At 56.6% G+C, this 13773-nt stretch carries 15 protein-coding genes; 13 read left to right on the top strand and 2 right to left on the bottom strand.

Going from position 1 to position 13773, the window contains the following annotated elements; all coding sequences use genetic code 11:
- Window positions 1-2 precede the first annotated feature (2 nt).
- The 8 genes from AZH53_RS07290 (at window position 3) to AZH53_RS07255 (ending at window position 5439) form a co-directional block, all read left to right on the top strand.
- Complete coding sequence (locus AZH53_RS07290) at window positions 3-182, top strand: protein translocase SEC61 complex subunit gamma (RefSeq protein ID WP_319642854.1); 180 nt, start codon at window positions 3-5, stop codon at window positions 180-182.
- Window positions 183-187: 5 nt separating this feature from the next.
- A complete protein-coding gene (locus AZH53_RS07285) occupies window positions 188-655 on the top strand; it encodes a transcription elongation factor Spt5 (RefSeq protein WP_319642853.1) in 468 nt (155 codons plus the stop codon).
- Between the two features lie 121 nt (window positions 656-776).
- A complete protein-coding gene (locus tag AZH53_RS07280; RefSeq protein ID WP_319642852.1) occupies window positions 777-1253 on the top strand; it encodes a 50S ribosomal protein L11 in 477 nt (158 codons plus the stop codon).
- Between the two features lie 64 nt (window positions 1254-1317).
- A complete protein-coding gene (locus AZH53_RS07275) occupies window positions 1318-1962 on the top strand; it encodes a 50S ribosomal protein L1 (RefSeq protein ID WP_319642851.1) in 645 nt (214 codons plus the stop codon).
- A complete protein-coding gene (locus AZH53_RS07270) occupies window positions 1962-2810 on the top strand; it encodes a 50S ribosomal protein L10 (RefSeq protein WP_319642850.1) in 849 nt (282 codons plus the stop codon). The genes AZH53_RS07275 and AZH53_RS07270 overlap by 1 nt, the downstream gene beginning before the upstream one ends.
- A 26-nt stretch (window positions 2811-2836) precedes the next feature.
- Window positions 2837-3142, top strand: coding sequence for a 50S ribosomal protein P1 (rpl12p, locus tag AZH53_RS07265; protein ID WP_319642849.1), 306 nt, complete (start codon window positions 2837-2839; stop codon window positions 3140-3142).
- A 306-nt stretch (window positions 3143-3448) separates the two neighbouring features.
- A complete protein-coding gene (locus tag AZH53_RS07260) occupies window positions 3449-4564 on the top strand; it encodes a hypothetical protein (protein WP_319642848.1) in 1116 nt (371 codons plus the stop codon).
- 485 nt (window positions 4565-5049) lie between these two features.
- The gene (locus tag AZH53_RS07255) at window positions 5050-5439 is read left to right on the top strand and encodes a response regulator (protein WP_319642847.1); all 390 of its coding nucleotides are present in this window, start codon (window positions 5050-5052) and stop codon (window positions 5437-5439) included.
- Between the two features lie 11 nt (window positions 5440-5450).
- Here AZH53_RS07255 and hypF read toward each other — a convergent pair whose 3' ends face one another.
- Window positions 5451-7667 carry a carbamoyltransferase HypF gene (gene hypF, locus AZH53_RS07250; RefSeq protein ID WP_319642846.1) on the bottom strand — a complete coding sequence of 739 codons (2217 nt, stop codon included), beginning with the start codon at window positions 7665-7667 and terminating at the stop codon, window positions 5451-5453.
- 78 nt (window positions 7668-7745) lie between these two features.
- Here hypF and AZH53_RS07245 point away from each other — a divergent pair, with 78 nt between their 5' ends.
- Genes AZH53_RS07245 through AZH53_RS07235 form a run of 3 tightly spaced genes read left to right on the top strand, consistent with a single transcriptional unit; the run spans window position 7746 to window position 11039 of the window.
- Window positions 7746-8237: an ArsR family transcriptional regulator gene (locus AZH53_RS07245; protein ID WP_406600377.1), complete on the top strand. Its 492-nt coding sequence runs from the start codon at window positions 7746-7748 to the stop codon at window positions 8235-8237.
- Window positions 8221-9030: a DUF7839 domain-containing protein gene (locus tag AZH53_RS07240; protein ID WP_319642844.1), complete on the top strand. Its 810-nt coding sequence runs from the start codon at window positions 8221-8223 to the stop codon at window positions 9028-9030. The genes AZH53_RS07245 and AZH53_RS07240 overlap by 17 nt, the downstream gene beginning before the upstream one ends.
- Window positions 9027-11039, top strand: coding sequence for a DEAD/DEAH box helicase (locus AZH53_RS07235; RefSeq protein WP_319642843.1), 2013 nt, complete (start codon window positions 9027-9029; stop codon window positions 11037-11039). The genes AZH53_RS07240 and AZH53_RS07235 overlap by 4 nt, the downstream gene beginning before the upstream one ends.
- A gap of 11 nt (window positions 11040-11050) precedes the next feature.
- On the opposite strand, the gene AZH53_RS07230 is transcribed toward AZH53_RS07235, so the two are convergent.
- Window positions 11051-12109 carry a hypothetical protein gene (locus AZH53_RS07230; RefSeq protein ID WP_319642842.1) on the bottom strand — a complete coding sequence of 353 codons (1059 nt, stop codon included), beginning with the start codon at window positions 12107-12109 and terminating at the stop codon, window positions 11051-11053.
- Between the two features lie 188 nt (window positions 12110-12297).
- On the opposite strand from AZH53_RS07230, the gene AZH53_RS07225 reads away from it, so the two are divergent.
- Window positions 12298-12576, top strand: a complete 279-nt coding sequence (locus AZH53_RS07225; protein WP_319642841.1) for a rubredoxin — start codon at window positions 12298-12300, stop codon at window positions 12574-12576.
- 1 nt (window position 12577) lies between these two features.
- A complete protein-coding gene (locus tag AZH53_RS07220; protein WP_319642840.1) occupies window positions 12578-13762 on the top strand; it encodes an FprA family A-type flavoprotein in 1185 nt (394 codons plus the stop codon).
- Window positions 13763-13773 lie beyond the last annotated feature (11 nt).

Below are 13773 nucleotides of genomic sequence, written 5' to 3'. Positions count from 1 at the left end.
ACATGGCAGACCTAAAAAATATCAATGAAGAAGTATTCAAGAAATACATCCGTGTCCTCAAACTTGCGAGGACGCCGACGAGAGATGAATTCAATAAGATTGCTATCGTTGCTGCAATCGGTATTCTGATAGTGGGTATGATTGGGTTTATCCTCTATGAGATCATGGCTCTCGCCCTGTGATTGGAATGAGTGACTTCGGAAATAAAATATACGCGCTGAAGACGACGGCGAACAAGGAACGCAAGGTAGTTGACGACATCGTCAAACTCCTGAAGGACCACCCCGAGTTTGACATCAAGTCCATCATGGCGCCTGATGAACTGAGGGGATATGTGCTCATTGAGACGCCGGACGAGTATGCCCGTATGGAACAGATCGTACGTCTGATCCCGAATGCGCGGGCGGTCGTCAAGGGCGAGACCTCCTTTGAGGAAGTCGAGCACTTCCTTGAGCCGAAGGCAGCGGTCGCCGGTATCGACGAGGGGACCATCGTCGAACTGATCGCCGGACCGTTTAAGGGCGAAAAAGCGGTTGTCAAGCGCGTGGATGCCGGAAAAGAAGAGATTACCGTTGAATTGTACGAATCGATGGTGCCCATCCCCATCACGGTCCGCGGGGACAATGTCCGGGTTATCGAGAAGGCACAGGAATAACGCCCTCTCACATTTTTTGGTTGCGTCTCCCTTACCTTTAAGAGGTTGTACGCAAACCTGTACTGACCCAAGCTGAGTGCCGCTCCTTATACTGCGGTAACGTAGGCATGGTGATATTACAATGGGAGAAGTAGTCGAGGTATTGGTACCCGGCGGAAAAGCCACGGCCGGACCCCCGTTAGGGCCGGCACTGGGACCACTCGGAATTAACGTGAAGGCAGTTGTTGACGAGATCAACAAAAAGACCGCCGAGTTCAACGGGATGCAGGTACCTGTTCGTGTTGAAGTCGACGAGAAGAAGAACTTCACGGTATCCGTTGGTGTCCCGCCCACGACCGCCCTCATCATGAAAGAGGTCGGCATCGAGAAGGGTTCCGGTGAACCCAACACGGTGAAAGTGGGGGACCTTCCGCTTGAGGCTGCTGTCCGCATTGCCCGCATGAAGACGGACGACATGCTGTCCTATGATCTGAAAAACCGCACGAAAGAGGTTATCGGGTCATGCGTCAGTGTCGGCGTAACCGTTGAAGGAAAGGATCCAAAGGAGATCTTTGCCCTCATCGATGCAGGCGAATACGACAGTGTCCTGAATGAATAGACTATAAAAAAAACACCATAGGAGATCTGCTCTCCCGCAGGTCGTACCACTATGGAGGTAATGAATGGTTGAAAGGGTCCAGATTCTGGAAGCCGTAAACGCGGCAATAGAAGCTGCGCCTGAGCGTAAGTTCCAGGAAAGCGTTGAAATCGCAATTAACCTGAGAAACATCGACATGGCGCAACCGAAAAACCGTATTGATGAGACGATGGTTCTGCCAAATGGCACGGGTCGGATCGAAAAGATCGCCGTCCTTGGTAAAGGAGATATCACCACCCAGGCAAAAGCTGCAGGTGTAGACCTCATCATCGGACCTGAAGAAATCGAACGTCTGGGCGGAGAACCCCGGGAAGCTCGCAAAATGGCGAACGAATACCGGTATTTCCTCGCAGAGACCGCGGTTATGCCTCTTGTAGGTCGTTACCTCGGTACCAGGCTCGGTCCACGCGGTAAAATGCCAACCCCCGTTCCCCAGGGAATGGATGTAGGACCCATTGTCGAACGTCTCCGCAAATCCGTCAAGTTCCGTACAAAGGACAAGACCACCTTCCACGTGAAGGTCGGTACTGCCGCTATGGCGCCTGAAGAGGTTGCAGACAACATCGACGCGGTCCTGAAGAAGGTTGAAACATCCCTTGAGAGTGGTGCAATGAACATCCGGTCGGTATACGTCAAGACATCCATGGGTCCGGCAGTGAGGTTAGTGTAATGGCACTATATACAGTGAACCTGCCCCAGTGGAAGAAAGACGAAGTTGAAGTGATCAAAGCGTATGCACAGGAATACGCCCTCACCGGTCTTGTCGACCTGCAGGGCATTCCGGCCAGCCAGCTCCAGGAAATGCGCCGCGACCTCCGCGGCTCTACAGTCCTGAAGATGACGCGCAACACGCTCATTGAGCACGCATTCGGTGAATTGGGCGAGCCCATCTCCGGTCTCAACACCCATATCGACGGACAGAGTGCACTGATCTACACGAATGAAAACCCGTTCGCTCTCTACAGGAAGCTCCAGCAGACGATGAGCAAGATGGTCGCCCGTGCAGGTGACATCGCAGCCCAGGACATCGTCGTCGAGAAGGGTCCGACGTCCTTCAAGCCCGGTCCTATCGTTGGTGTGCTTCAGCAGGCAGGCGTTCCTGCCGCAATTGAAGGCGGAAAGGTCGTCATTCGCGAGACGAAGACGTTCGTCAAGGCAGGGGAAGAGATTACCGCCAAGCAGGCCGACGTGCTTGCAAAGCTTGACATCCGCACGAAGGATGTCGGACTGAGTCTTCAGGTCGCCTACTACGACGGCACGTTCTACGAACCGTCCGTACTGGCAATCGATGAGACAGAATACTTCAACAACATCGTCCTCGCAGCACAGCAGGCGTTCAACCTGTCGGTCAACGCAGTGTATCCGACAGCGGCAACGATCGAGGCTATCATTGCAAAGGCGGCAGGCGAAGCACGCAACCTCGGTGTCGAGGCTGTTGTGTATGAGAAGGGCGTCGTTGAAATGATCATCGGACGGGCAAATGCGCAGGCAAAAGCCCTGAAGGGAGTTGTTGAATAATCAGATTAGAATTGAGGTGTTTGAAAATGGAATACATCTACGCAGCACTTATCCTGCACAACGCAGGCAAGGAAATTACGGAAGAAGCGGTCACCGCAGTACTGGCCGCAGCAGGTACCGACGTTGACGATGCACGTGTGAAGGCACTCATTGCCGCACTTGACGGTGTGGACATCGAAGAGGCCATCGCAAAGGCAGCGGTTGCACCCGCAGCAGCAGCACCCGCAGCAGCACCCGCAGCAGCGGAGGCAGCTGTCGAGGAAGAGGCTGAAGAGGAAGAGGAAGAGGCAGAAGAGGACGGCATGGCCGGCCTCGGTGCACTCTTCGGCTAAATCTTTTTTCTTCACCTCCCTTTCCGGGAGGTAAGACGCAATTCTCTTACGTATCCTGTATATCGTTCCGCATTATTCCATCGGGTTCTTTCGCAGATCTTCCGGCCGATGCCGTTCGTGCCATTCTGTCCGCACGCGGGCTATGGGTTTTTTGAACGTCCATTTTACCTTTTGTTCGTATGTAAGATGCAAAATTGCAGTCGGATTGTAGATAGGGGCCGATGATGGCATATAAGCGGGTGCGGCAGGATTAAGAACCTCCCCAGTCTATATCGAGGTATGGTGCGGGGTGTCTCCCGGGGCGTAGTGCCAATACTTGTTCTCTCCATGCTTGTATGGGGGCTTGTGGCGGGGGCCGGGGCGGCCGACGTCCATTCCTGTACGGGTGCGGTGAATGACGCGGGGCGGGTCGTGTTTTTTTTCTTCAGTGAGACATGTCATGCCTGTACTAAGGCGCATCCTGTAGTGGAGAACCTCTCAGTTGCATACCCTGCGGTTCGTTTTGAATACTGCGATGTGACGGGCAACGCCTCCGTTCGTGACCTCTTTTTCCAAATGGGTCAGGCGCATGGCGAGCCGTATCCGTCGTACCCCGCCGTCTTCACCAGCGACGGCCTCTTCCTCGAAGGGTATACTGCGATTTCGACAAAATTGCCCGGATACCTCGAAAATGGCACGGTTTCCGTTTCCCCCTCTCCCGATGCAACAAGCGATGCGGGGGTGGTTCCGTCTCCTTCCTCGCCTCCCCCTGCCGGGCCGTCGCTTCTCATCATCGCAGGGGCAGCCCTCGTTGACGGGGTCAATCCCTGTGCCTTTGCGGTGCTGGTGTTCCTTCTGGTCACTCTTCTCAGCGCAGGAAGCAGGAAGAGTGTCATTGCAACCGGGTTTGCCTATGCCGCGGGGGTGTTTCTCATCTACATCCTCTCCGGCATCGGCATCCTGGCGGCTGTCCGTGTCCTTGATATCGGCGCAGGGTTCTCCATATTCGCAGCGCTGGTGGCAATTATCATCGGGATATTTATGGTGGCGGAAGGGGTGACGGGCCGGGCGGTTGTCTCTCTTGCCATTCCTGAAGGTGGCAGTGCCATACTCAAGCGCCTGACGGGTAGGCACACGATTCCTGCAGCCTTTGCCATAGGCATTCTGACCGGATTTTTCGAACTGCCATGCACCGGCGGTGTCTATCTTGCCGTGCTGGGAATGCTCGCGTCTGCACCGGGCATCAGGACCGTGGGGGCACTTCTCCTGTACAACCTCATCTTTGTCCTTCCCCTCATTGTCATAACGCTGCTCGTCGCAGGTGGTCTGTCGCCGGAACGTGTCGGCCGCTGGCGTGAGGAGTATCGGCGGTCCCTTCGCCTAAGCATGGGTCTGTGTATGGTTGGGCTCGGACTCTTCATTCTTGCATGGGTCTCTCTCTAAACCGCCCCCCGTGGATTGGAATGGCTGGGCATGAACATGCTTGCGGGCGGAAGGGAGTATCGCATGTGCCGCGGTCCGGTCGGGCAAATTGAGCATACGTGTTCGGCTGTTCCTGCGAGGCTCAATCCGTCCCGAATCTCGGAAAAAGCATATATGATATCTTTTCCGACAGTGCCGCCATGCTCTGATGCCGCCGGGGTCCTCTCCGGGTGACGACGATGTGGCGGTTGGGCCGAATCCCTCGTTGCCTCTCAATTTACTTCGGCGTTTGGGAAAAAAGGGTGCGGTAGGAGCGGTTTTGAGACTGGTTCTGCCCCTGCACTATTTAAATATATTGTGGGTTGGTATGCACTTTGGGAATGTATTATATGTCTGGAAGAGGAACATTGTATCGTTAAGTGATATGCAATAAAGCATATCAATAGGGTGGGACATAATACGTTCATTCGATCTCCCCCTCCGAAGATATACAGGAAGTAACAGCGATGCCTGAAACAACCAGAAAAATACTTGTCATGGATGATGAACCGACCATCCTTGAGGTGACGTGCCTTCTATTGGGGAGGCTGGGGTATGAGACGGTGGCGGCGACCAGCGGTGAGGATGCCCTGGAACAGTACCGGGATGCCATGGCTGAAAACGCCTCGTTTGATGCAGTTATTCTCGATATCACGGTGCCCGGGGGGATGGGTGCAATGGAGACGATTCCGCTTCTGTGGGAAATCGATCCCGGTGTTCGCGCCATCGTAACCAGCGGACTGGCAGGCGATATGGACGAATCTTCGCTCCTTGAAATGGGATTTGCAGGAGTTCTCAAGAAGCCGTATCGGATGTACGACCTGAGGGATATCCTCGATCAAACGATAAATTCCTGATACTATTCGAATTAATTCTTTTCCTGCCTGTGCACTGCCGATGCCCATATGCACTGGCCCGCCGATATGCACCCGTCGCCGAGGGGGTATTCCCGGTTGATGACGGGGGTGAGTCCCTCTTTTTTGATATGTGCGAGGATCGTCTCCCTGATGAACCGGTTGTATGCAACACCCCCCGAGAGGGCAATCCGGTCGATATCCTCTTCATGTGCCGCTCTGACCGCCATCTCCGCAATACCGGTGGCAAGGGTCGCCTGGAACGATGCGGCAATGTCTTCGGCACTGTGGGTCCGCGACGCCTCGCGGGCCTTCTTCATGATGGCACTGGTCAGGAGGATGTCCATCCCGTCCCCGCGGATACATTCCCTCTCCCAGATGGTGGGGGTGCCCCGGAATGCGGCCGATTCAAGGACCTGTGCAGGTTCACCGTCAAAGGTCTTCTCCCGGCATATCCCGAGGAGGGCTGCTGCGGCATCGAGTACCCTGCCGGTGCTGCTCGTCATGCTCACGTTGAACCTGCGGTCGACCTGGCGGGCGAGAATATTTCTCTCCGTCTCGCTCCACCCCCGCTTTGCGAGGAGGTCGAGGGTGCTATCGTCCGGCAGCATGCCATAGAGCATCCGTTCGGGGAAGCGGGTGGCAAGATCGCCTCCCGGCATCAGGACCTGTTCGAGATGTCCGACACGGCGCAGGTCGGGTACCTGCCCGGCAAAGATCTCCCCGCCCCAGATGGTTCCGTCATCGCCGTACCCGACGCCGTCGATGGCGATGCCGATGCAGGGTTCTGTTGTCGTTGCCGCGATATGCGCACGGTGATGCTGGACCGGTACCAGGCGGGCCCCGCTCCGGGCTGCAAGCTCCCAGGCATACCTCGTCGAAAGAAACTGCGGGTGGAGATCATGGGCGATGATGTCACATGACGCCCCCGTAAAGGCACGGATGGTCTCCGCGGTCTCCTTCAGGTAGGCAAGCGTGGAGGGGTTTCGCACGTTGCCGACATGGGGGGACGTGATCAGAAATCCGCCATGGTAGACGGAGACATTGGAGTTGAGTTCCGGACCCACTCCGAGGATTGAAATATCTCCGAGATCGCAGCGTATCCGTTTCGGGGCCAGTCCGCGGGAGAGTCGTATGATATAGCCGTCCCGCACGACGGAGTCGTCGCACCGGTTTTCGATGCGGCGGTTATGGGTGAGATAATAATCGATATGGTCTGCCAGGCGGGAAAATGCCGACTCCGTCGTCGTCATCATCGGCTCGCCCGGTTCGTTGGCGCTCGTCATGATGAGCATCCGGGCCCTCAGGTTCCGGAAGAGGAGATGGTGAAGGGCCGTATAAGGCAGCATGCACCCGAGGGTGTGCAGTTTTGAGATGCCCATGTGTGACGCGGGGTCTTTCTTTTCGAGGACCACTATCGGGTGCGCCGGTCCGCTGAGAAGTGCCTCCTCGTCGGGGGAGACATGGGCCACGCGCCTGATCTCATCGGCTTCCGCCATCACTGCAAGGGGCTGTTCAGGCCGGCCGAGGGTTCCTTTCAGGCGGGAAGCCGAGGATTCGATGCAGGCAATATGAAACCCCCCGAGGCCCTTCACTGCGATGACGGCCCCATCGTCGAGCAGGCCTGCCGCCGTTGGTATCGGGTCCCCTTGAACCGGTTCACCGTTCCTGTCGAGAAGGGCAAGGGAGGGGCCGCAGGCATGACAGGCGATGGTCTGTGCATGGTGGCGGCGTGAGCCGGGGTCGGTATATTCATCACTGCACCCCCGGCACAGGGGAAACTCGTCCATTGTCGTCCGTTCCCGGTCATACGGCAGGGCATGGATGATGCTGTACCGTGGTCCGCAGTTGACGCAGGAGGTTGCCCAGTATCCTTCATATCTGCCGCCTGACTGCATGATGTCTGCGAGGCATTCTTCACAGGTTGCAACATCGGCAGGAATGAACCCCGAGAGTGCTCCAGTCGTACTCTCCAGGATGGAAAAATCCTCCGGGGCGTGACCCTCGACCTCCCTGACATCGACGCTGTCGATGCGGGAGAGCGGGGTGCCGCCGGCGACCGCGCAAAGGAATTCCTCAAAATGGTCCCCCCATGCATTGATGAGGACCTCGGATCCCAGGTTGCGGACATTGCCCGTGATGCCAAATTTTACGGCCGCAGCAAAGACAAATGGGCGAAAACCGACTCCCTGGACGATGCCTTTTATAGAAATCTGTCCGTTTTTGCGCATAGAAAAGTCTGGATAGTATTTAATGTTTTCACGCCCTATATTAAATGGGTTTTTACTTTGACAGGGCATAACAGGATTGTGAATGATCCTCTCGAGATCGTTCCACTTATCATTACATTCAACAATTCCCAGTATAAGAAGGTGTATGATCTTCTTGCAAAACAGTGGATGACTCAGGAGGAGCTGTGTAATGATGTCGGGGCTGATTGCGTGGATGACTGCCTCGCGATTCTCCAGAAGGGGAATCTAATCGAGGAACAGTGGCGGATGCCGGAACCCGGGAAGACCCCTGCCAAGGAATACCGCACCACGTACAGTCGTTTCCGCGCCGGATTCCAGTGTTCGATGGAAGACCTCGGGGATCTCCTGTATGTTGCCAACTCAACGGATGAAGACCTTCGGGAAATGGTGGAAAAGATTGAAGCGGATGTCAGGGCAGGAATGACATCCTACAACGACCTCGCCCGGAAATACCAGGTGAGTCCCATGCTTGTCAAGGGCCTTGCGAAAAGGATGCCGAACCTTGATGTGAAGGGGCAGGGGTTGGTTATCCTTGGCAGACCGGAATAAGGATCCTTTCCATATCATACTCAAGAGCAAGCGGGAAGCGACCCGCTTTCAGATACTTGTCGAAATAGCGGAGCATCAGCCGTCGGTCCGCCAACAGGAGATTGCCGAAAAACTGGGCATTACCCCGCAGGCTGTCAGCGAATACATCCGGGAGATGGTCGATGAAGGCCTCGTCGATTCCCATGGTCGCGGCCGGTACAATGTAACTCACAATGGCGTCGAATGGGTGCTGATGAATGCCGAAGCACTCGAGACCTATGCACATTATGTGACGCATGATGTCGTCCAGCAGGTTTCGGTATGGACGGCGATTGCGGCGGAGGACATTGCAAAGGGGGATGTCGTCGGCGTGTACATGGAGGGCGGCTATCTCTACGCCGTCCGGACGACCCAGGCTGCCATGGGCGAAGCGGCGGGCGATGCCCGAAAGGGGCAGGATATTGGCATAGCCAAACTTTCCGGCATCATCGATCACCACGAAGGAGCCATCCGGGTCTGTAAGGTCCCCCGTATTCAGCGGGGGGGATCACGAAAGGTCACGCCGGAGGCTGTGCTGAATGCCGTCGGTGGCATGGAATATATCGGTGCTGTTGGACTGGAGGCGGTTATCGCGCTGAAGAACGCAGGCATTGTCCCCGACAGCTTTTTTGGTTCCCGGGAGGGGATCATCGAAGCAGCGTTTCATGGTATGAACTGCTCCATGGTCATTGTTGATGAGGAGTTTACCGGATTTCTCAAGCGCCTGGAATCGGCAGGTCTCAGCTATGAAATCCGCGATCTCAGTTCGCCATGAATGTCATCGTACACCCCCGCCGGGGTTCCTACCGGCTCTATTTTTATGACGGTCGCCGGGTGACCGGTACCGGCGATGTCGAACTCGAACGGACCGGTAAAGGTCACCGTCCCCGGAGTTACCGTGCCCGTCTCCCGGGGAAAGGGCAGGTACGGCATGTCCCCACGAAGGAACTGATAGCACAGCTCCGGGAATCGCAGGTCTACCTGACCGGTGAGGACGAGGCGTTCATATCGTTTCTCCGGGATCTCCAGATCTCCTGGTCCCTGCTCAACTCCTGCAGGCCCTGCCTTGCCGCAGACAGGATCACCCCTTTGAAGAAAAAGAATGCAGTCAGATACGGGAAAGAGATCATCTGCATGGACTGCGCCCGCCGGGAACTGAGGCGTGAGGCGGGGTATCTCGGGGGGATGGGTTCGGGGTCCATCACCCATCTCGAACACCTCCTGCAGGAGTACAGGGATCTTGACCGGGTGCTTGCGACACTTCAGCCGGCAACCATCGAGACAGAACGGACCATCTTCGACCGGCTTGATGCACATCCTGTCATGAACACATCTTCGCTGAAGACTCTCCCCATCCCCGAGAAACTGCGGACTGCCTCGGGTGTCGAGAAGCTGATGCCGGCCCAGGAACTTGCGGTCGAGGCCGGCCTTCTAAAGGGGAAGGATCTCCTCGTAGTTGCGGCGACGGCGTCGGGAAAGACCTTCATCGGGGAGATGGCCGGTGTCAAGAATGTGATGGAGAAACGCGGAGCGATGCTCTTTCTCGTTCCGCTTGTGGCGCTTGCGAACCAGAAATACAGTCGGTTTACCGAACGGTACGGGGAATTTCTCGACGTTTCGCTTCAGACGGGGGTCTCAAGGCTCAATCTCCCGGAGACCCGTGTAAAGGCCCGGCGAAGTCTGCGTTCGGCGATCGTGGTGGGAACCTATGAGGGCATTGACAACCAGATCCGCATGGGCAGGAAGCTTCCGAAGATCGGAACGGTCGTCATCGACGAGGTGCAGATGCTGGAGGATGAGGAGCGTGGCCACCGGCTCGACGGGCTTATTGCACGCCTCCGCTATCTTGCACCGCAGGCACAGTTCCTCTTCCTCTCCGCAACGATCGGATCGCCCAATCTCCTCGCAAAGAAGCTGAATGCCGCCCTTGTGCGCTATGACGAGCGGCCCGTCCCTCTCGAGCGGCACCTCATCTTCACCGAACGAAAGGAAAAAACCGCATTCATAAAAAAACTCGTCGCGGACGAGTACCGGCACACGTCCTCACGCGGATTCAGGGGGCAGACGATCATCTTCACCAACGCCCGGGCCCGCTGTCATACCCTCGCGGATGCAATCGGGAAGAAGGCGATGCCGTATCATGCGGGCCTCTCGGCGAAGGAACGCCGGGAGGTGGAGCGCCGGTTCGAAAAGGGGGAGATTGCCGCCGTGGTGACGACGGCAGCCCTTGCGGCAGGGGTTGATTTCCCTGCATCACAGGTTGTCTTCGATTCACTTGCGATGGGGATTGAATGGCTCACCGTACAGGAGTTCACCCAGATGATGGGCCGTGCGGGTCGACCGGATTTCCATGACCTGGGCAAGGTCGTCATCCTCGCAGAACCGGGCGCCACCTATGCCAAGGGACGCGGGTTTACCGAAGAGGAGATCGCCATCCGTCTTCTCAAAGGGGAGATGGAAGAGGTGGCACCGGTCTATGGCATGGAAGAGTCGAGTGAGGAGTACGTTGCAAACGCCATCGCCTGCGGGGGCAGTATGGCAGAACTGGGACGAATCGGGGATTCGATGGTGGGAATCACCGATGATATGGGCCCTCTTCTCCGTAAAGAAGGCTACATCCGGCGTTCAGGTGATACCTTGGACGTTCTTCCTCTCGGACGGGTCATGGCCGAACATTTCATCGGGGTGGAGAGGCTCGACCGTATCCGGGAGCTGGTACGGACACTGGATGACCCCCTTGCCATCGTCACCGAACTGGAATGCGCGATGCCGGAAGAGGCCTAGATGGTTTTCTTTCAGGGAATTGTCCGGACATGGGCATAGGTACCCGCCCGGTTATGCTGGTTTGCGAGAATGTAGTCGTGGAGGAAGATATTCCTGTTCAGCTCCGCCCTGAGTGACTCGCAGGTGCCCGTAAGTGCCCGGTGCTCCTCCAGACCAGCCAGATACTCTTCTTCGGCCCGGCACAGTGCCGTATTGTTATCCGCCGCCGCTGCCGCATTCATCATCTCCAGCATGCCGGAGAGATACGTGTCCCCGGAGGCGATCGCCTGTTCCATTTCTGCTATCCGCGACCGGAGGGTGGGGATCGCCGCACGCGCTTCCATAGCCCTGCGGCCGAGATAGGTGGTCTCGTCGGTGGCGTGGTAGGCGGTGGTACCGTTTCCAACCGGTATGATGACGGGCGCACCGGTTATCGTGACATTCCCGCCCAATGCATCTGCGGGAAGGCCGATGAGGGAGAATTCGGTCGTCTCCGTATAGGCATACCCGGCATACCATGCAAGAGCATCGTCACACCGAATCCCGGCTGCGGTGTGTGCATCTTCACGGAAGACGAGGATTGCCGTATCATATCCCTCGTGGGCCAGAAGTCCCGTAAGGAGGATGGTCTTGTCATCGCAGTCTCCGGTGCCGAGAAGGAGTGTCTCGACCGGGAATTTCGGGGCAGGATTGTCGGGCGCATGATCAAAGGGAATGGACTGAACGAAAACGGTGATGAGCTCTGCATACTCGTCCATTGTCAGGTGTTCGCGGTCGCGAATGCTTCTCAGGGGGACCACAGCGGCCTCATAGACCTGCCCCTGTGCCTTGTCATGGACGAATGAATGGTAATATCCGGCGAGAATCATATCCATCTCCGGTTTTCCGTAAACGACGGCATACTTGGGAGTCTTTGCCGCTGCCATGAATATGGTGCGGTCAACCGGAATTTCGATGGTATGAATTGACGTTGCATAGGGGAATGTATAGGAAACGTTCTCAAATTCGGGAGAGGCAGAGCCGACCGGAACTGAAGGGTAGCGTGCCGATACGGTGCCCGGGGTGAAAAATCCCGGTACGGCAATCGCCATACAAAGAAGTACAGTTAGAATAAGCAGTACCCAGAGAAGCGGACGAACCTGCACCGGCGGTGACCTCGCATCCCTTCTATGCCTCATCCATATATGCATGTTGCGGCGGGGGACACCACCCCCTGCCGGCATGGCATCCCCAGGCCCGTACCGGCCACTACAGGGTGCGTGATGTCCGGTGAATGCGAATGTCTAATATTGCCGGGTTGCAATTATCCTGTGCGACTGCCTCCCTGACGGCCGGATACGGCCTTTCCTGTACGGATGCACGGGACGGCAGCCCTCTGACGGAGGGAAATGACATGAGCACGATGCGGAAGATGAAATGCCAGATATGCGGTCATGTATATGACCCGTCCAAAAAGCGGACCGATGTAGAACCCGGAATTGCGTTTGAGGATCTGCCGGATGCATGGCACTGCCCGATCTGCGGTGCGGAGAAGAAGAACTTCAGGGAGATGTCCTGAGATGGCAGCCCGCGAAATTGTTCCCGACGTCTACAGCGTGGGTGTTATCGACTGGGATCGTGCCGTCTTCGATGAGCTGATGAGGCTGAATGACGGGACGAGCTACAATGCATACGTCGTCCGTGGTTCGGAGAAGACCGCCCTCATCGATACGGTAGACTCCGACTTCGAGGAGACCTACATCAGCAATCTCGTCCGTGCCGGTCTCACATCCATCGATTATATCGTCGTCAATCATGCAGAACAGGATCATTCCGGGTCGCTCCCCCTGGTTCTCGAGCTCTTTCCGCAGGCTGTGGTCGTGACGACGGAGAAGGGACGGGATCTCTGCGGCAGCCTCCACCATGTCCCGCCCGAACGTGTCATGGTGGTCGGCGAAGGCGACACCCTCTCACTGGGAAATAAGACCCTCACGTTCCTGAGCACTCCATGGGTTCACTGGCCGGAGACGATGATGACCTATCTCGAGGAGGATAAGATTCTCTTCTCCTGCGATCTCTTCGGTGCCCACATTGCATCAAGCTCACTCTTTGGCGATGCCTCCTGCCGCTATCAGGTGGCCGCGAGGCAGTACTATGCGGAGATCATGCAGCCGTTCAGAAAGAAGGTCGGGGAATACACAGCCCGGGTACGTGCGCTGGGACCGGCCATCATTGCACCAAGCCATGGCCCCCTCCATCGGGCCCCCGCCGGCATTCTCGATTTATACGAGGATTGGACCTCCGATGAAGTGAAAAACCTCGTCGTCATTCCCTATGTCTCGATGCACGGGAGTACCCGTGAGATGGTGGTCCGCCTTGTGGAACATCTCATCGAGCGCGGCATCGAGGTGCGCCCGTACGATCTCGGCCGCTGCGAACCGGGGCAGGTTGCCTATGATCTGGTCGATGCGGCAACGATCATTCTCGGTGCTCCGACGATGCTCTTTGGTCCTCACCCAAAGGCGGCACATGTTGCCTTTATCACCAATCTCCTCAAACCCCGCGCAAAATGGATCGGGGTGATCGGGTCCTACGGGTGGGGTGGAAAGACGGTCGAAGACCTCACCGCGATGCTTGCCAAGGTGGATGCGGAGATGCTCGACCCCGTCTATGTAAAGGGGAAATCCGACGAGGAGACCAATGTCGCCATTGCCCGTCTTGCGGGGGAAATCTATAAACGCCATCAGGATCATTCCCTCGTCTGAGGGAGAGATCC

This window comes from Methanovulcanius yangii, assembly GCF_018687785.1.
Classification (GTDB): domain Archaea; phylum Halobacteriota; class Methanomicrobia; order Methanomicrobiales; family Methanomicrobiaceae; genus Methanovulcanius; species Methanovulcanius yangii.
This window is presented reverse-complemented; position numbering and strand designations above follow the sequence as displayed.